The sequence below is a fragment of the Acidovorax sp. genome (assembly GCF_016783915.1).
Lineage (GTDB): Bacteria > Pseudomonadota > Gammaproteobacteria > Burkholderiales > Burkholderiaceae_C > Acidovorax.
In genome coordinates, this window is the sequence record NZ_JADHVT010000040.1 from 1 (window position 1) to 18,509 (window position 18,509).

16 protein-coding genes are annotated in these 18,509 nt (G+C 66.3%); 9 read left to right on the plus strand and 7 right to left on the minus strand.

Features of this window, described 5'->3' with window-relative positions; genetic code table 11:
• Positions 1–400: 400 nt before the first annotated feature.
• On the minus strand, positions 401–1,798 hold the full coding sequence (locus ISS20_RS10180) for a sensor histidine kinase (protein WP_291436220.1): 1,398 nt from the start codon (positions 1,796–1,798) through the stop codon (positions 401–403).
• A 156-nt stretch (positions 1,799–1,954) separates the two neighbouring features.
• Positions 1,955–2,671, minus strand: a complete 717-nt coding sequence (locus tag ISS20_RS10185) for a response regulator transcription factor (protein ID WP_291436222.1) — start codon at positions 2,669–2,671, stop codon at positions 1,955–1,957.
• 174 nt (positions 2,672–2,845) lie between these two features.
• Between ISS20_RS10185 and ISS20_RS10190 the strand changes: the two genes are divergently transcribed.
• From ISS20_RS10190 to ISS20_RS10220, 7 genes are all read left to right on the plus strand, one after another.
• Positions 2,846–4,096 (plus strand): ABC transporter substrate-binding protein, encoded by a 1,251-nt coding sequence (locus ISS20_RS10190; RefSeq protein ID WP_015012609.1) that lies wholly within the window; start codon positions 2,846–2,848, stop codon positions 4,094–4,096.
• Between the two features lie 123 nt (positions 4,097–4,219).
• Entirely contained in the window at positions 4,220–5,338 is a 1,119-nt protein-coding gene (locus tag ISS20_RS10195; protein ID WP_291436278.1) for a carbohydrate porin, read from the plus strand.
• Positions 5,339–5,535: 197 nt separating this feature from the next.
• Positions 5,536–6,414 carry a sugar ABC transporter permease gene (locus tag ISS20_RS10200; RefSeq protein ID WP_015012611.1) on the plus strand — a complete coding sequence of 293 codons (879 nt, stop codon included), beginning with the start codon at positions 5,536–5,538 and terminating at the stop codon, positions 6,412–6,414.
• Positions 6,404–7,273, plus strand: coding sequence for a carbohydrate ABC transporter permease (locus tag ISS20_RS10205; RefSeq protein ID WP_056744049.1), 870 nt, complete (start codon positions 6,404–6,406; stop codon positions 7,271–7,273). The genes ISS20_RS10200 and ISS20_RS10205 overlap by 11 nt, the downstream gene beginning before the upstream one ends.
• Before the next feature lie 17 nt (positions 7,274–7,290).
• Entirely contained in the window at positions 7,291–8,352 is a 1,062-nt protein-coding gene (locus ISS20_RS10210; RefSeq protein WP_291436228.1) for an ABC transporter ATP-binding protein, read from the plus strand.
• 110 nt (positions 8,353–8,462) lie between these two features.
• Positions 8,463–9,440, plus strand: coding sequence for a glucokinase (gene glk, locus ISS20_RS10215; protein ID WP_291436230.1), 978 nt, complete (start codon positions 8,463–8,465; stop codon positions 9,438–9,440).
• Positions 9,437–9,856 carry a VOC family protein gene (locus tag ISS20_RS10220; protein ID WP_291436231.1) on the plus strand — a complete coding sequence of 140 codons (420 nt, stop codon included), beginning with the start codon at positions 9,437–9,439 and terminating at the stop codon, positions 9,854–9,856. The genes glk and ISS20_RS10220 overlap by 4 nt, the downstream gene beginning before the upstream one ends.
• A 31-nt stretch (positions 9,857–9,887) precedes the next feature.
• Here ISS20_RS10220 and ISS20_RS10225 read toward each other — a convergent pair whose 3' ends face one another.
• From ISS20_RS10225 to ISS20_RS10240, 4 genes are all read right to left on the minus strand, one after another.
• The gene (locus tag ISS20_RS10225; RefSeq protein ID WP_291436233.1) at positions 9,888–10,892 is read right to left on the minus strand and encodes a tripartite tricarboxylate transporter substrate binding protein; all 1,005 of its coding nucleotides are present in this window, start codon (positions 10,890–10,892) and stop codon (positions 9,888–9,890) included.
• Between the two features lie 65 nt (positions 10,893–10,957).
• The gene (locus ISS20_RS10230) at positions 10,958–11,308 is read right to left on the minus strand and encodes an NIPSNAP family protein (RefSeq protein WP_291436236.1); all 351 of its coding nucleotides are present in this window, start codon (positions 11,306–11,308) and stop codon (positions 10,958–10,960) included.
• Complete coding sequence (locus tag ISS20_RS10235) at positions 11,298–13,061, minus strand: FAD-dependent oxidoreductase (protein WP_291436238.1); 1,764 nt, start codon at positions 13,059–13,061, stop codon at positions 11,298–11,300. Before ISS20_RS10235 ends, ISS20_RS10230 begins: the two co-directional genes overlap by 11 nt.
• Before the next feature lie 127 nt (positions 13,062–13,188).
• Positions 13,189–14,055 carry an SDR family oxidoreductase gene (locus ISS20_RS10240; RefSeq protein WP_291436241.1) on the minus strand — a complete coding sequence of 289 codons (867 nt, stop codon included), beginning with the start codon at positions 14,053–14,055 and terminating at the stop codon, positions 13,189–13,191.
• Positions 14,056–14,180: 125 nt separating this feature from the next.
• Between ISS20_RS10240 and ISS20_RS10245 the strand changes: the two genes are divergently transcribed.
• A complete protein-coding gene (locus tag ISS20_RS10245) occupies positions 14,181–15,092 on the plus strand; it encodes a helix-turn-helix domain-containing protein (protein WP_116748983.1) in 912 nt (303 codons plus the stop codon).
• Between the two features lie 146 nt (positions 15,093–15,238).
• Here the strand turns inward: ISS20_RS10245 and zwf are convergent, their stop codons facing one another.
• Complete coding sequence (gene zwf / locus ISS20_RS10250; RefSeq protein ID WP_291436245.1) at positions 15,239–16,693, minus strand: glucose-6-phosphate dehydrogenase; 1,455 nt, start codon at positions 16,691–16,693, stop codon at positions 15,239–15,241.
• Between the two features lie 174 nt (positions 16,694–16,867).
• Here zwf and pgi point away from each other — a divergent pair, with 174 nt between their 5' ends.
• On the plus strand, positions 16,868–18,436 hold the full coding sequence (gene pgi, locus ISS20_RS10255; protein ID WP_291436247.1) for a glucose-6-phosphate isomerase: 1,569 nt from the start codon (positions 16,868–16,870) through the stop codon (positions 18,434–18,436).
• Positions 18,437–18,509 lie beyond the last annotated feature (73 nt).

Genomic DNA, 18,509 nt, shown 5'->3' on the forward strand with positions numbered 1-18,509 from the left:
TGCGCCGAGGAGCGCAGGGTTTGGCGGATCAGGGCTCGCGATTGTCTGAGCGAAGTGAAACGGAGCGAGTTCGAGCGAGACCCCGCCAAACCCGAGCACCGCAGGTTGCCCCGTAGCGAAGCGCAGGGGACGCAGACAGCGGGGTCGCCCTTACTTCGGTTCCTTTCTTTCGGCGACGCGAAAGAAAGGGACTCGCATGCCGGGCGACTCCCGGCCTCCGCCCTCAAAGAAGGCACGCCATTCGATGCGCACTAGCCCCCAGACTCAGCGCGCAAAACAGACGCATGAAGCCGTCAACTTCCGCCGACCATCTCCAGTCCCGTAGCTAGAGTGATTACTATAAAAATCATAGCTGCCAAGGTATGAAACACTAGCGCATCCAGCCAAAAACACCAAAAACTCACCCCGCAGGCAGCCGCATCCCCACCCGCAACCCCTTCGGCACCACCCCTTCCGCCACTGTCCGCCCCCCGTGCCGCAGCGCGATCTCTTCCACGATCGACAGCCCCAGCCCACAGCCCCCCGCCTTGTCCGACCCGCGCCAGAACCGCGCAAACAGATCGCCCAGGTGCTCGGCCGGCACGCCCGGTCCGTCGTCCTCCACCACCAGCAGCGCCCAATGCCCGGGCTCTTCATGGCCCACGCGCACCGTCACCGTGGCGCCGGGGCCCGCGTAGTGCAGCGCGTTGTCGATGAGGTTGTTCAACGCCTCGCGCAGCAGCAGCGGGTGGCCCTGCGCGGGCAGGTGGTCCACACCCTCGTAGCCCAGGTCCATGCCCTGGGCCAGTGCGCGGGCCGCCCATTCGCGGGCCACCTCGCGGGCCAGGGCGGCGAGGTCGATGGACTGCATCACCACGTTCGACTCCGAGCGCGCCAGTTGCAGCAGCTGGTGCACCAGGTGGGCGCTGCGTTGGGCGGCCGACAGCACCTTTTGCAGGCGGGCCTGGACTGCGGGTTCGTGGCTCTCATGCAGGGCCAGTTCGGTCTGGCCGATCAGGCCGGCGAGCGGCGTGCGCAGCTGGTGGGCAGCGTCGTTCAGAAACCGCTTTTCCTTTTGCTGGCCACGCGCCACGGTCTCCAGCAGGCGGTTGATGGTGCTGGCCAGCGAATGCACTTCCTGCGGGGCAGAGGTTAGCTCAATGGGCGGCAGCGGCGTGGTGCCCGTGTGGGGCAGTGCGCCCGCACGCTCGATCTGCGCCTCCAGGCGCTTGAGGGGTTGTAAGCCGCGCAGCACGCCCGCATACACCACTGCGCTCAGGGCCAGGCCCATCAGGCCCATGGGGAACACCATGCGCTCCAGCAGTTCCTGCGCAATGCGCTCGCGCACTGTGAGGCTCTGGGCCACCTGCACGCGCAGGCGCTGGCGGGTGGAGGCGGTGCCGTAGTCCACATCCAGCAAGGCCACGCGCACCGGTTTGTCATCCACCCGTGCCTGGTACAAAAACGCTTCGCCCACCGCCACATCAACCTGGGCGGGCGGTGGCGGCAGCTGCGCGTTGCCCAGCAAAAAGCGGCCGGGCGGGGACGACACCATGTAGGTGATGCGGTCGGCCGGGTCCTGTTCCAGGATGTCCTGCGCGGCCTTCGGAAAGTCCACCAGCAGCCCATCGCCAATCGGCTTGATCTGCCGCGCCAGCGCCCGCACCGACTGGGTCAGCGTCTGGTCAATGCCCTTCTCGCCGTTCTGCAGCGCAATGCGCCACGCCAGAAAACCGCCCGACAGCCACAGCACCAGCTGCGGCAGCAGCAGCCACAGCAGCAGCTTGCGTTGAAGAGAGACCCCAGGTACGTGGCGCATGTTTCAACAGTCAAAAATAGGCGACGCTGCGTTGAAAACCGGCACGGCCCACGCGAGGGCCGCCGCGCAAGGGCCGCCCCGCCGCGCTGGCGGCGTCCCCCTTCCCGCGCACAGCGCGAGAGAAGGGGGAAGCGGTGCAGCCGCTCAGGGGGATGCTCACGGTTTATTCAGCATGTACCCCAGCCCCCGGATATTCCGGATCACCAGGTTGGACTGGTCGAGCTTCTTGCGCAGGCGGTGCACATACACCTCCAGCGCATTGGAGTTCAGCGGGGCGGCGGTTTGGCCGGGCTCGGGCGGGCTGGCGCGCCAGGCGGCCAGCACGTCGTCGCGGGTGACGACTTCGCCGCAGCGGTGGGCCAGCAGCTCCAGCAGCTCCCACTCGCGCTGGGTCAGCTCCAGCAGGTCGCCGTTCAGCGCTGCGGCGTGGCTGGCGTGGTCCAGCACCAGCGGCCCGATGGTGGTGCTGGCAGTGCCTGCCGCGCTGCTGGCCTGGGTGAAGGCGGGTTGCCGCGCGCGGCGCAGCATGGCCTGCAGGCGGGCCTGCAGCTCCTGCATGTTGAAGGGCTTGGTGATGTAGTCGTCGGCCCCGGCGTTCAGCCCCAGCACGCGGTCGTCGACGCCGTCGCGGGCGGTGAGGATCAGCACGGGCAGGCCGGCGATGTGCGCGCGGGCCCAGGTCAGCAGCTCCATGCCGTCGGCGCCGGGCAGGCCCAGGTCCAGGATGATGCCGTCCACCGCCTGCGTCTGCAAAAGCGCCATGGCCTGCGCCACGCTGCTGGCGGTGCAGACGCTGTAATCGAGTTGCTTGAGCTGGCCGGTGAGAGCGTCGAGCAGGAGGGCGTCGTCTTCGACAATCAGTATCGTGGCCATGGATTGAGCATAACAAAGGCCCCTGCAACGGGCCCTCTGTGGGGCCGCTGCGACTCTCAGGGAAAGCCCTGAGAATTAAATTAATTATTGTAATTAAAGTACCGACTGCGCTGAACGGCACCGGTATCACGGCGCAGCAACGGGTTCTGAAAACAACGTCGAGGAGACAAGGGTATGTGGAAGATGACAAAGATCGCCGCACTGGCGGTGGGCCTGGCGGCCGCGATGTCTGCCAGCGCGGGGGAGGTCGAGGTCCTGCACTACTGGACATCGGGCGGCGAGGCCAAGTCGGCCGCCGAGCTCAAGAAGATCATGCAGTCCAAGGGCCACACCTGGCGCGACTTTGCCGTGGCTGGGGGCGGCGGCGACAGCGCCATGACGGTGCTCAAGAGCCGCGTGATCTCGGGCAACCCGCCCTCGGCCGCCCAGGTCAAGGGCCCGGCCATCCAGGAATGGGCGTCCGAAGGCGTGCTGGCCAATGTCGATGCCCTGGCCAAGACCGAGAAGTGGGACGACGTGCTGCCCAAGGTGGTCGCCGACGTGATGAAGTACAAGGGCAGCTACGTGGCCGCCCCGGTCAACGTGCACCGCGTGAATTGGCTGTGGGCCAGCTCCGATGCGCTCAAGAAGGCTGGCGTGGCCAGCATGCCCAAGACCTGGGATGAGTTCTTTGCCGCTGCCGACAAGCTCAAGGCCGCAGGCCTGATCCCCGTGGCCCATGGCGGCCAGAACTGGCAGGACTTCACCACCTTTGAATCCGTGGTGCTGGGCGTGGGCGGTGCCAAGTTCTACCAGGACGCGCTGGTCAAGCTGGACGACAAGGCCATCAACAGCGACACCATGAAGAAGTCGCTGGAGACCTTCCGCCGCATCAAGACCTACACCGACCCGGGCGCTCCCGGCCGCGACTGGAACCTGGCCACGGCCATGCTCATCCAGGGCAAGGCGGGCTTCCAGCTGATGGGCGACTGGGCCAAGGGTGAGTTCATCGCGGCCAACAAGGCGCCGGGCAAGGACTTCCAGTGCGCAGCGGCACCGGGCACGGCCAACGCGTTCACCTTCAACGTGGACTCGTTCATCCTGTTCAAGCTCAAGGACGCAGCAGCGCAGAAGGCGCAGAGCGACCTGGCCAGCTCCATCATGAGCCCTGAGTTCCAGGAGGTGTTCAACCTCAACAAGGGCTCGATCCCCGTGCGCACCGGACAGAAGATGGACAAGTTTGACGACTGCGCCAAGCTGTCCAGCAAAGACTTTGCCGACACTGCCAAGAGCGGTGGCCTGGTGCCCAGCGTGGCCCATGGCATGGCGATTGCGCCTGCCACCGAAGGGGCGATCAAGGATGTCGTCAGCCAGTTCTGGAACGACGACAAGGTGAGCGTCGCCGACGCCATGAAGAAGATCGCGGCCGCCGCGAAGACCAAGTAAGCCGTGTACGACACCCGTACCTACACGCACTAAAACCAACCCCAGAGGGATCCCATCATGAAGACAAGAAACCGCCTCACGGCGGTGGCTTTGGCCGCCGCATGCGCGAATGGCGCCTTTGCTATGGACGTAGCAGGCTTTGAGTTCAACGGCTACTCCCGCGGTGGCCCGGTGTTCAACCACTCCGACGGCGTCAAGGGCAACCTGACGCTGGGCGGCGAGCTGCAGAAATACCGCCTGGGCAACGAGGGCGACAACGGCATCGAAGTCAACTTCGCCAAGGGCTTCGAGGCCGGCGGCATCAACTGGAAGGTGAACTACATGCCCGCCAAGTGGGGCAGTGGCGACATCAGCACCGAACAGGCGTTTGTGGAAATGAGCGGCTTCTCGTTCTCGCCCGAAGCCAAGTTCTGGGTGGGCCAGCGCCGCCTGCGGATCCAGGACGTGCACATCGTCGACTACTTCCTGCTGAACTACGGCGACAACATCGGCGCCGGTGTGACTGACGTGCCTGTGGGTGGCATGAAGCTGGGCGTGGGCGTGTTCTCTGGCGACAAGTTTGACGGTGGCCTGCCCAACAACGTGAAGGCACACCGCATCAACGCCGACCTGTCCGAGATCAACACCAACCCCGGCGGCAAGCTGCGGGTGCTGCTGACCGCCGTGGGCGGCAAGAACCAGGTGGGCGGCGGCTCTGGCTCCGGCATCTCGCTGATGCACACGCAAAAGGAGTTCCTGCTTCCCAGCATCACCAACACGCTGTACCTGCAGACATCGCGCGGCCATGCGCGTATTGACGGGGAGTTTGAGGCCATCGAGGGCACCAGCGCAGGCAAGCGCGCCACCCGCATCGCCGACTCCATCAACTGGCAAAGCGGCCCGTTTGGCGGCCAGGCCCTCATTGGCTACCAGACCAACAAGGCCGACCTGACCGGCGTGGAGACCAAGGACTTCTCGCTGGGCGGCCGTGGCTCGTACGCGTTCACAAAGAACTTCAAGGGCCTGGTGGAGCTGTCCACAACCACCCGCAAGGGCAGTGGTCCGGACCAGCGACTGTCCAAGGTCACGCTGGCGGGTGCCCTGGCACTGAATGAAGACTTCTGGTCGCGTCCTGAGCTGCGTCTGTACGTGACCAAGGCCAAATGGAATCAAGCGGCGGCTGTGGCCAACGCAGGCACCTTTGGCGCCAATGGCAAGACCTCGCGCACGCTGGTGGGCGTGCAGTACGAGGTGTGGTGGTAAGAGGGAGAGAGTGAGTAGCGAGTTAGTTTGAGGTAGACACTTTGTTCATTGGGGGGTGCTCTGTGCGCACCCCCCTTTTTTCATGTGACACAAAGTGGGTGAGTGAATGAGTGAAACGGTGATTCAGTGACTGATCGAGACACCGCGTACCGCGCGCGCAGCGTGTGCAGTGCGTACGCAAGAGAGATTCGCAAGCAATGAAGAATTCCTTTGAAACCTGGCTGCCCAGGCTGGTGGTGACCCCGGCGTTTGTGCTGGGTTTTGCCTTCATCTATGGCCTCATGGTGTGGAACGGCGTGCTCAGCCTCACCGCATCGCGCATGCTGCCCAACTACGAATGGGCGGGCCTGGCGCAGTACGAGCGCCTGTGGGAGATGGACCGCTGGTGGGTCGCCCTGAAGAACCTGGGCATTTTTGGCGTGGGCTATGTGGGCGGATCGCTGGTGATTGGTGTGGTGCTGGCCGTGCTGCTGGACCAGAAGATCCGCGCCGAGGGCGCGCTGCGCACCATCTACCTGTACCCCATGGCGCTGTCGTTCGTGGTGACCGGAACGGCCTGGAAGTGGCTGCTGAACCCCGGCCTGGGCATCGAAAAGATGGTGCGCGACTGGGGCTTCACGAACTTTGAATTTGGCTGGCTGGTGGACACCGAGATGGCGATCTACTGCGTGGTCATCGCCGGCATCTGGCAAAGCGCGGGCTTCGCAATGGCGCTGTTCCTGGCCGGGCTGCGCGGCATCGACGACAGCATCATCAAGGCCGCGCAGGTCGATGGTGCGTCGCTGCCGCGCATCTACTGGCGCATCGTGCTGCCCGCGCTGCGGCCGGTGTTCTTCTCCACGCTCATGGTGCTGTCGCACCTGGCCATCAAGAGCTTTGACCTGGTGATGGCGCTGACCGCGGGCGGCCCCGGTTTTGCCACCGATGTGCCCGCCACCTTCATGTACACCATGTCGTTCTCGCGCGGGCAGATTGGCCTGGGCGCGGCCAGCGCCACCATGATGCTGGCCACCGTCGCGGCCCTGGTGATTCCTTACCTTTACAGCGAACTGCGGAGCAAACCCCATGACCGCTAAGCCCTCTGTGTTTCCGTCCGTGGGCCGCCTGCTGGTCTATGGCGTGCTGGCCCTGGCCACCGCGTTCTTTCTGCTGCCGCTGTACGCCATGCTGGTCACCTCGTTCAAGGACGCCGAGGAGATTCGCAGCACCTCGCTGTTAGCACTGCCCGCTGCGCTGAACTGGTCGGCCTGGGGCACGGCCTGGCAGAGCGCCTGCACGGGGGTGGACTGCAACGGCCTGCGCCCGTTTTTCTGGAACTCGGTGGCCATGGCCGTGCCTGCGGTGCTGATCTCCACCGTGTGGGGCGCGCTCAACGGCTATGTGCTGAGCCTGTGGAAGTTTCGCGGCAGCGACACCTTGTTTGGCCTGCTGCTGTTTGGCGTGTTCATGCCCTTCCAGGTCGTGCTGCTGCCCATGAGCCAGGTGCTGGGCTGGCTGGGGCTGTCCAGCTCCATCACCGGGCTGGTGCTGGTGCACTGCCTGGCGGGGCTGGCCGGCACCACGCTGTTCTTTCGCAACTACTACGCGGCCATCCCCAAGGAGTTGGTGAACGCGGCACGCATGGATGGCGCGAGCTTCTGGCAGATCTTCTGGCGCATCGTGCTGCCGCTGTCCACGCCCATCGTGATGGTCACGCTGATCTGGCAGTTCACCAACATCTGGAACGACTTTCTGTTCGGCGTGGTGTTCTCGGGCACCGAGTCCAAGCCCATCACCGTGGGCCTGAACAACCTGGCCAACACCAGCAGCAGTGTGAAGGCCTACAACGTGGACATGGCGGCCGCCATCATCGCGGGCCTGCCCACGATGGTGATCTATGTGCTGGCGGGTAAGTTTTTTGTGCGCGGCCTCACCGCTGGCGCCGTCAAAGGTTAAGAGGTTAAGGAAAGATCATGGCGTCATCACTCGACATTGCAGGCATCAACAAGCGCTTTGGCAAGGGCGACAAGAGCGTGGAGGTGCTGCGCAAGGTGGACATCCACGTCGCGCCCGGCGAGTTCCTCATACTGGTCGGCCCCTCGGGCTGCGGCAAGTCCACGCTGCTCAACATCATTGCGGGGCTGGATGAACCCACCGAGGGCGAGATCCGCATTGGCGGCAAGAACGTGGTGGGCATGCCCCCGCGCGACCGCGACATCGCCATGGTGTTCCAGAGCTATGCGCTGTACCCCACCTTGAGCGTGGCCGACAACATCGGCTTTGCGCTGGAGATGCGCAAGATGCCCAAGGCCGAGCGCCAAAAGCGCATCGACGAAGTGGCCGCCATGCTGCAGATCAGCCACCTGCTGGACCGCCGGCCCAGCCAGCTCTCGGGCGGCCAGCGCCAGCGTGTGGCCATGGGGCGGGCGCTGGCGCGCCAGCCGCAGCTCTTCTTGTTCGACGAGCCGCTGTCCAACCTGGATGCCAAGCTGCGCGTGGAGATGCGCGCCGAGATCAAGCGCCTGCACCAGGCCAGCGGCATCACCAGCGTGTACGTCACGCATGACCAGGTCGAGGCCATGACGCTGGGCTCGCGCATCGCGGTGATGAAGGGCGGTGTGGTGCAGCAGCTGGGAACGCCGGACGACATCTACAACCGACCGGCCAACACCTATGTGGCCACCTTCATCGGCTCGCCCACCATGAACCTGCTGCGCGGTGCCGCCACCGGCGGGCAGTTTGGCATCCAGGGCGCAGCGTTGAACCTGGCCGCCCCCGCCAGTGCCAACGAGGTGCTGCTGGGCGTGCGCCCCGAGCACCTGGTGATGCAGGAGACGGCCCCGTGGCGCGGCCGGGTCAGCGTGGTGGAGCCCACGGGCCCCGACACCTATGTGATGGTGGACACCGCCGCTGGCACCGTCACACTGCGCACCGATGCCCAGACCCGCGTGCAGCCCGGCGACGCCGTGGGCCTGGCGGTAGAGCCAGCCAACGCCCACTGGTTTGACGCCAGCAGCGAGAATCGGCTGGCGTGACCTGCGCGGCGCAACCGCCGCCGGATTGTTGAATCTGATTGCTATTGAAACAATAGCTGCTAGCGCATGTTCTACTGGCGCTAGCAGCTGTTTTTGCTTAAAAACACCGCATGACACCCCTGCGCCTGCTGGCCGACATTGGCGGCACCAACATTCGCCTGGCCTGGCAAGACCAGCCCGATGGTCCCTTGCTCGACACCCGTGTGCTGCCCTGCGCACAGTTCCCCACGGTGGACGCAGCCCTGGCGACCTACCTGGCCGAAGTGAACATCGCCACCCCGCGCGAAGCTGCGTTTGGCATCGCCAACCCGGTCACGGGGGACGCCATCCGCATGACCAACCACAGCTGGAGCTTTTCGCAGCGCGCCGTGCGCGAGGCGTTTGGTTTTGAGCGGCTGGTGGTCATCAACGACTTCACCGCACTCGCGCTGGCGCTGCCCCTGCTCACGCCCGAGCAGCTGCGCCCCGTGGGTGGCGGCGTGGCCGTGCCGGGCGCTGCGATTGCGCTGCTGGGCCCGGGCACGGGCCTGGGCGTGTCGGGCCTGGTGTTTCCGCCCGGCTCCAGCCTGGGGGTGCCGCTGTCCGGCGAGGGCGGCCATGTCACGCTGGCCGCGCAGACCCAGCGCGAGTTCGATGTGCTGGGCATCCTGCAAGAGCGCTACGGCCACGTGTCGGCCGAGCGCGCCGTGTGTGGCGCCGGGCTGGTGGACCTGTACCACGCGCTGCGCCGGCTGGCCCAGCGCGGTGGCAAGGAAGTCAGCTCCGCCGCGCAGGTGACCGAGCTGGCGCTGCAGGCCAACGACCCGCTGGCGCTGGAGGCGCTGGAGCTGTTCTGCGGCTTTCTGGGCAGCGTGGCGGGCAACCTGGCGCTCACGCTGGGTGCGCGCGGCGGCGTGTTCATCGGCGGCGGCATGGTGCCGCGCCTGGGCATGTGGTTTGACCAGTCCCCGTTCCGCGCACGGTTTGAATCCAAAGGGCGCTTCCAGTCCTACCTGGCGACGATTCCCTGCTGGGTCATCGACCCCAGCGCCACGCCCGCGCTGTTTGGCGCATCGCGTGCGCTGGACATTGCGGGCTCGGACGCATGAGCAGCAACAGCGCACCACCGCCCATGCTCCGGCCCACCGGTGTGCACCATGTGGCCATCATCGCCAGCGATTACGCCCGCTCCCGCCGCTTCTACACCGAGGTGCTGGGCCTGCAGGTGGTGCACGAGCACTACCGCGCCGAGCGGCAGTCGTACAAGCTCGACCTGCAACTGCATGATGGCACGCAGGTGGAGCTGTTTTCCTTTCCCGAACCGCCTGCGCGCCCGTCCTACCCCGAGGCCTGTGGCCTGCGCCACTTGGCCCTGCGCGTGGCCGACATGGCGGCCAGTGTCGCTGCCCTGGCGGCACATGGCGTGGTCGTGGAGCCGGTGCGCACGGACCCGTTCACCGGGGCGCTGTTCACCTTTTTTGCCGACCCGGACGGGTTGCCGATCGAGCTGGTCGGGCCGGCCTGACCGGCACAGGTTCTCCTTCGTTGTCCTGCGCTCAGTCCACGGCGATGCGGCGTTCCTTGATGAGCGCTGACAGGAGCTGCGTTTCTGCCCCGATGGTCTGCTGGAAGGTGGTGGCGTCCTGCACGATGGGTTCGGCCCCCAGGTCGGCAAAGCGGCTTTTCACCTCCGGCAGGGCGACCGCCTTGGCGATCTCGCTGGCCAGTCGGTTCACGATGTCGCTGGGCGTGCCTGCGGGCGCAAACACGCCAAACCAGTTGCCCAGCTCCACGCCCTTGATGCCCAGCTCGGTCAGGGTGGGGGCTTCCGGGAAGAAGGTCGAGCGCTTGGTGCCCGTCACGGCCAGCAGCCTTGCACGGCCTTCGCGGATGTGCTGAAAGCCGGTGGCCGGGTCGAAGTAGTAGTCCACCTGCCCGGCCAGGATGTCCTGCAGCGCCGGTGCCGCGCCCCGGTAGGGCACATGCACGGCGTCAAATCCCGCCTGCTGCTTGAAGAGTTCGCCCACCAGATGCATCTGGGTGCCAGCCCCCCCGGAGGCATAGCTGAGCTTGCCAGGCGCCGCCTTGGCCATGGCCACCAGGTCGTTGGCGCTTTGCACAGGCAGCCCCTTCTTGGCCACGAGGTAGAGCTGGGCGTAGCCCAGGCTGGCTACGGGGCGCAGGTCGCGCTCGGGGTTCAGTGCAGGCTTGAACAGGAAGGGGTTGGCCGTCTGCACCGAGATGGGGGCCACCATCAGCGTGTGGCCATCGGGTGCGGCCTTGCTGGTTTCCATCACGCCCAGGTTGCCGCTGGCCCCCGGCTTGTTGTCCACCACGACGGGCTGGCCGAGCGACTTGCTCAGTGCCGCGCCTGCGACGCGGGCCATCACGTCGGTGGTACCGCCAGCCGGAAAGCCCACGACCAGCCGGATGGGCTTGCTCGGCCACGCTGGGGGCTGGGCCAGGCTGGCGCCCGTGGTGGCGGCCAGGCAGGCTGCGGCGCTGGCGCGCAGCAGCAGGTTGCGACGGGTGATGAAGGTGCGAAGGGATGGGATATGCATGGTTTGTCTCCGTTGATGTTGTCTGTGGTGGCTGGTGGGCGCAATGGGGCAGGGCGGGTGTTGCTTCAGGGCTGGTGCGTCCTCCAGCCCGGCATGGGCGTTGCGCGGACAAGGCGCGTTTCCTGCGCCACGATCAGGTGCTCGGACGCTGCCAGGTAGGCGGGAAACGCTGGGTGGCTGTCGCGGGCCTGGCAGCGGCGCTCGTAGTCGGCCAGGTCTTCGTAGGCCCACAGGTGCACGAACTGGTTCAAGGGGCCGACCTGGCTGACGTAAAACCCCACGGGGTGTGCCAGCGTGTCCATCAGCACGGGCATGGCCATGCGGTTGAACACCTCCAGGAACTCGCCCATCTTGCGCAGGCGGATGGTGTAGATGCGGTGGTCCACCAGGGTCTTGGCCAAGGGCTCATGCGGCATGGCAGGCCTCCTTGCGGGTGGGCGCTGTGCGCTGGCCTGGCGGCCATGCGCCCGCTACGTGGCGGCCGGTGATCCAGCCAAAGGTCATGGCCGGCCCCAGCGTGATGCCGGCACCAGGGTAGTTGCCGCCCATGATGCTGGTGCGGTCGTTGCCCACGGCGTACAGCCCGGGTACGGCCTGCCCGTCGGCACGCAGCACCTGGCCTTCGGTGGTGGTGCGCAGGCCCTCGAAGGTGCCCAGGTCGCCCATGACGACCTTGACGGCGTAATAAGGGCCGGCACCAATAGGGGCCACGCAGGGGTTGGGCTGCTGGTCGGGGTCGGCCAGGTAGCGGTTGAAGGCCGTGGTGCCGCGCCCGAACTGGCGGTCCTCGCCGGTGCGCGCGCCAGCGTTGTACTCGCGCACGGTGGCTTCCAGCCCCTCGGGGTCGATGCCAGCGGCCTGGGCCAGGTCGGCCAGCGTGCGGCCCTTGAAGAGATAGCCCTTGCGAATCAGGCCGCCCACGGGCATGGGCGCGGGCTTGGCATAGCCCAGGCCGTATTTGGACAGCGTGGCCTGGTCGCACAGCAGCCACATGGCGGTTTCGCCCTGGTCGCGGCAGGCCTCGATCATGGCAGCGCCCACGTCGTGGTACGAATGGGACTCGTTGGTGAAACGCCGCCCGTTGCGCAGCACCCCGATGATGCCGGGCTTGTAGCGGTCCAGCAGGTGCGGAAACACCCCCGTGCGGCCTTGGCTCAGGGGCACGCGCGACACCGGCATCCAGGCGGCTGCGCCCACGCCGTCAAAGCGCTCATCCACTTGCCCACCGACCTGCGCACCCAGGCGCAGGCCATCGCCGGTGTTCTCTGCGGGCACAGGCGAGAGGTGCTCGCCACCGCTCGCCAGGTGCGGGTAGCGCTGGGTGATGCGGGCCACATCGTGGGGGTAGCCGCCGCAGGCCAGCACCACGCCCCGGCGGGTGCGGATGCGTCGTTCGCCCCGGGGCGTGTGCACGCGTGCGCCGGTCACGCGGTCGTCAGCTTGCAGCAGTTCGCGCGCTTCGGCCTCCGTGTGGATCGGAATGCCCAGGTCGAAACAGGTCTTGGCCAGGCGCGCAGCCAGGGCGTTGCCACTGGTCACTTGCACGCCCCGGCGGTAGCGCAGCAGGTCCAGCAGGTGGCCCCCCAGGCGCCGTGCCACATAGGCAGCCGATACCACCGATTTGGTGGCGCGGAAGAAATGCTTGAGGTCGGCGTTCGACGAGTTGAACATCATGCCCACGAAGGTGATCGTGGACAGCGGCGGGCGCAGCCGTGCCAGCTCTGGCCCCAGCTGGCTCGCGTCATAAGGCGCGGCCAGGATCGAGCGGCCAATGGCAGCGCCCCCTGGTGCGTCGGGGTGGTAGTCGGGGTAGAGCGTGGGCACGAAGCGCACGGCAGTCTCGCGCTCGAACCAGGCCACCATTTCGGGCGCATGGTCCAGGAAGGCGTCGACAGCGTCGGCTTGGTAGAACGGCCCCGTCTGGTCCTTCATGTAGGTGCGCATGGCCTCGCGGGTGTCTGGTGCAGCACATTGGGTGTTGCCGGGGATCCAGAGCACCCCGCCTGAGAAGGCAGTGGTGCCTCCGAAGCAGGTTGCCTTTTCGATCACGATGACATCCAGTCCGTGTTTCCTGGCCGCGATGGCGGTGGACAGGCCGCCGGCGCCGGAGCCCACGACCAGCAGGTCGCATGTCAGTTCCTGGCTGGAGGAAGGGTTGGCAGGGTTCATGTTGCAGTCTCCTTGTTGAGGGGGGCGTATGTGCAGGGGGCGCTGGGCATTGCCCATGCGGCGGCCTGCACCAGTGGGGCTTGGTGCGTGGGTTCTGGTGAGGGGGCGCCGTGCGGGGCGGTGCGCGTCAGGTGGCTGGGGCCGGTGTGCGGTTGAAGCCCGGGCGCGGCACCATGTCCATCAACATGCAGCCCAGGCCGCCATCGACCAGCAGCTCTGCGCCGTTCATGTAGGCAGATCGGTCGCTGGCGAGGAACAGCGCGGGTTCGGCGATATCCCGGGGCTCGCCGACGCGGCGGCTGGCCGTGGCTGCTGCGCGCCGCGCCTCGAAGCCTGGCTCCTCATAGAAGCGGGCAGACAGCGCGGTGCGGATCATTCCAGGGCAGATGGCGTTGCTGCGCACGCCCCGGGGGCCCCACTCGGCTGCCAACTGGCGCGACAGCAGAAGCACCCCCGCCTTGCTGGCGCTGTAGGCGCCGCTGGCGGTCTGCGGGTGCAGGGCCGATACCGAGGCCACATGCACCAGTGAACCCCGGCCCGCATGCAGCATGTCCTGCCCAAAGGCCCGCGAGCACAACAGGTAACCCGTGAGGTTGACGGCCAGCACGGCATTCCAGTCGGCCAGCGATACGCTGTCGAGGCTGCCTGGACGAAGCAGGCCCGCATTGTTGATCAGCACGGCGGCGGGCCCCAGGCTTTCGCGCACTTGTGTGGCTGCGGCGGACACGGCATTTTCGTCGGTGATGTCGCAGGCCACGGCGAGTGCATGGCCTCCCTGTGTGCCCAGTCGCGTGGCCATCTGCCGGGCCGCATCGCCGTCGCGGTCCACCAGGGCTACCCGTGCTCCCACCGCTGCCAATGACTCTGCAATAGCCGCTCCGATGCCGCTGCCCGCGCCGGTGACCACGCAGACGCGCCCATTCAGGCCCAGCCAGTCAGCGCATTGCGCAGGAGAAAAGTCATCGGGGGCGATGCGGTTGTCGCTGTGGTTCATGGGCTGCTGTCTCCTTGTTGTGATGGGGTGAAGCATCCCGCAACATGCCTGCTTTCTCAATCGACAAACCGGGCCATGAGCAGGACAATTCGTGCATCGATGGCAATAAAGGATGGGTAGAAACCATGAGAACCGAACCCGGCACCGTGCGCCAGTTCGCGCTCTACGGCACGCAGGACGCCGCGCCTGCCTGGGCTGATCTCGTGCATCTGGAGCGGGTGCCGGAGCGCTCCAGCCTGTTTGGCTGGGAGATTGACCTGCACTTTCACGAAGGGCTGATTCAGGTGCTGTACCTGACGGCAGGCGGTGAAGGCGGTAGCGCGCTGATGGATGGCAAACGCTGGCCGCTGCATCCTCCGTGCCTGGTGGTGGTGCCTGCGCGCACCGTGCATGGGTTCAGCTTTCACCCGGGCACGGACGGCCCGGTGATCACGGCTGCGCAAAAGCCCCTGGAGTCACTGGCCGCGCTGGCGGCACCGGAGTTGCTGGAGCACATCCGCCGCCCCCTGGTGCTCCCGGTGGATCCGGCGGGGCGCCATGCCCAGGCGCTGCAGCCCCTGTTCGAGGTGATCGGGCAGGAGGCCCATGTGGACGGCGGCGTGCGCGCTGCAGGCATGCCCCTGCTGGTGGCGCTGTTCGTGCAGATTGCCCGCCTAGCGCAGACTTCGGCAGCGCTGCCCGAGGCGGTGCCTTCGCGCAAGGCGGTGCAGATAGAGCGGTTTCGCGCCCTGTTGGACACGAACGTGCGCCAGCACACACCGGTGCACGCGTACGCGGATGCGCTCGGGATCTCTGTGGGGCAGCTCTCGCGGCTGTGCCGCGAGGTGCTGGGAGTCTCCGCCCAGGAGGTGGTCAACGCCCGCGTGGTGCATGAGGCCCAGCGGGAGCTGGTGTATTCATCCCTCTCGGTCAAGCAGATTGCGGCCGAACTGGGCTTTGAGGATGAGGCCTACTTCGGACGCTTCTTCAAGAAGCGCACCGGCCAACGCCCCACTGATTTCAGGCGCGAAGCCCGGGCGCAGCTGGCGGGTGCGTAGTGCGCGCCAAGCGCCTGTCTACGGGGGGGCCTGCGAGGGGTATCAACAGGCCCCGGTGCCCCGGTGCCTCGGGCGCAGGGTGGATCCCGCCGGATTGGCGGGTGGTGACGGTGAAAAGAGAAGCCAAGACGAGGCGGCCGCCGGCCTCACATCTCCTCGCTCCAGCAGTACCCGTCGCGCGCAATCATCGCGCTCGCGGCACGCGGGCCCCAGCTGCCAGCGGGGTAGGGGCGGGGGCCTGCAGGGTCGTTTTTCCAGTATTGCAGGATGGGTTCCACCCAGCGCCAGGCTTCTTCCTGCTCGTCGCTGCGCACAAACAGGTTCAGGCGGCCAGCGATCACATCGAGCAGCAGGCGCTCGTATGCGCCCACACGCTCGGTGCCAAAGCGCTGGTCAAAGTCCAGGTTCAGGTGCACCTGCGACAGGGCTGGTTCGGTCTGGTGCTGCGCAGCGCCCTGGGCCATCAGGTGCAGCTCCAGCCCGTCCTTGGGCTGCAGGTTGATCACCAGGCGGTTGGCGGCGCCCGCAGGGGTCTTGAAGATGGGGTGTGGCACCGGGCGGAAGTTGATGACGATGTGCGCATCGCGCCCCGCCAGCCGCTTGCCGGTGCGGATGTAAAACGGCACACCCGCCCAGCGCCAGTTGCTGATCTCGGTGCGCAGTGCCACAAAGGTTTCGGTGGTGCTGCTGGCGGCCACGCCTTTCTCTTGCGCGTAGCCGGGCACGGGCTGGCCCTGGTGGTTGCCGGCCGCGTACTGCCCACGGATCACGTGCTGGCCGATGGTCTCCAGCGTCCAGGGCTTGAGCGACTGCAGCACCTTGAGCTTTTCGTCGCGGATGGCGTTGGCGCTGGAGTTGATGGGGGGCTCCATGCCGATCGCGCACAGCAGCTGCAGGGCGTGGTTCTGCACCATGTCGCGCAGTGCGCCGGTCTGGTCGTAGAACGCGCCGCGCGACTCCACACCCAGCTCCTCGGCAATCGTGATCTGGATGTTGGCAATGTTCTCGCGCCGCCACAGGGGCTCAAACAGTGCGTTGCCAAAACGCAGCGCAAACAGGTTCTGCACCGAGGGCTTGCCCAGGTAGTGGTCGATGCGAAAGACCTGCTCTTCCTTCAGCACGCGGCGCAGCGTGTCGTTGATGGCCTGGTTGGACTGCAGGTCGTGGCCCAGAGGTTTTTCCAGCACCACGCGGGTGGTGGGGCCGTTCAGGCCCACGGCGGCGATCTGCTCGCACACGTTGGTGAACAGGCTGGGAGCTGTGGCCACATACATCACCACCGAGTCGGCGCCGCGCGCCTTCAGGGTATCGGCCAGGCGCTCGTAGTCCTGGGTTTGGGACAGGTCCATGCGCAGGTAGTGCAGCAGCGCGGCAAAGCGTGCAAACTCGTCCGGACTAGGGCGCTTGGCCAGCTCCACGCTGTCGAACCGCGACTGGATCAGGCTGCGGTATTGTTCGTCGCTCAGGTCGTCGCGTGCCACCGCGATGATGCGTCCCCCCTCAGGCAGCGTGCCATGCCGAAAGGCCTGAAACAATGCGGGCATGAGCTTGCGCCAGGCGAGGTCGCCGGTGCCGCCGAACAGGACGAGGTCAAAACTCATGGTGTCTCCGTGATGGGGTGGTTCGTTTTGTTGCGTGGGATTGTAATCACGTTACATGATTTTCCAAAGGAGAGTGCCTTGTTTCTACCGCTTGTAACCCAAAAGAACCTGTTAATAGGCCACTTCGTCTTGTAATCAAGTTACTATCTCGGCGCTTTTCACCTTACCCGTTTGATGACCATGCCTCTCCGTTGCGACCAGTCTGCGCTGTGGCCTCAGTTGGCAGCCCACTACGCCTCCCACGGCCAGCACCTGGACATGCGCCAGGCTTTTGCGCAGGACGCCCAGCGGTTTGCAGCCTTCAGCCAGTCGGCCCCGCATGTATTTGCCGACCTGTCCAAGAACCTGTGGGACCGCGACACCGAAGCTCTGCTGCTGGACCTGGCCCGCGACTGCGGCCTGGTGCAACACCGCGATGCGATGTTTGCAGGCGACGCCATCAACACCACCGAAAACCGCGCCGTGCTGCACACGCTGCTGCGCCGCCCTGCGGGCGTGTCTTTGCCCGGTGATGCGCCCGAGACCGCGCAACGCCTGGCCGACGTGCACCACACGCTCGATGCCATGCTGCATTACGCCGAGCAGGTGCGCAGCGATGCCGACATCACTGACGTGGTGAACATTGGCATCGGCGGGTCGGACCTGGGGCCGCACATGGCCGTGCGTGCGCTGGAAGAGTTCCGCATCCCCGGCAAGCGCTTTCACTTTGTCTCGAACGTGGACGGGTACGAGCTGTACCACGTGCTCAAGGGTCTGCGGCCCGAGAGCACGCTGTTCCTGGTGGCGTCCAAAACCTTCACCACGGCTGAGACCATGACCAACGCGCGCTCGGCCCTGGCGTGGTTTGCCGCCCAGGGCGGGCGCGATGTGGCACGCCACTTTGCTGCGCTGACCACCAACATCGAAGCTGCAGGTGCGCTTGGCATCACCACCACCTTCGGCTTTTGGGACTGGGTGGGCGGCCGCTACTCGCTCTGGTCGGCGATTGGCCTGCCGATCGCCATCGCGATTGGTGCGCAGGGCTTCCGTGAATTCCTCGCTGGCGCGCATGCCATGGACGAACACTTCCGCACCGCGCCACTCGCGCAGAACCTGCCTGTGCGCCTGGGCCTGTTGGATGTCTGGTACCGCAACTTCCACGGCTTTACCAGCCGCTGCATCGCGCCCTACCACGCAGGGCTGGGGCGCTACTCGGCCTACTTGCAGCAGTTGGAGATGGAGAGCAACGGCAAACGTGTGGCGCAAGACGGCAGCACGCTCGCCTGCGTGACCTCTCCCGTGCTGTGGGGCGAGCCCGGCACCAACGGCCAGCATGCGTTCTTCCAGATGCTGCACCAGGGCGCCGACGTGTTACCACTGGAGATCGTGGCCGTGCGCAAGGCCTCGCACCCGCTGCCCGGCCACCAGCAAAAGCTGCTGGCCAACGCGCTGGCGCAAACGCAGGCGCTGATGGTGGGCAAGGCCAGCGACGACGGCCACCGACACTTCCCGGGCAACCGCCCCAGCACGCTGATGCTGCTCGAATCACTCACCCCCACATCGCTGGGCGCGCTGATTGCACTGCAGGAGCACCGCGTTTTTGTGAGTGGCAGCCTGTGGGGCATCAACAGCTTTGACCAGTGGGGCGTGGAACTGGGCAAGGTGCTGGCCAAGGACCTGGAGGCCCGGCTGGAGAGCGGTGATGTGGCGGGGCTCGATGGCTCCACCGCTGGCCTGCTGGGCCTGCTGCGCAACCGTGCCTGACCCTCACGGCACAGCACAGTCCTTGGGGTAGCTCTGGCGGAAGACCGGGCGCCCCACCGGCAGAAACCGGCAC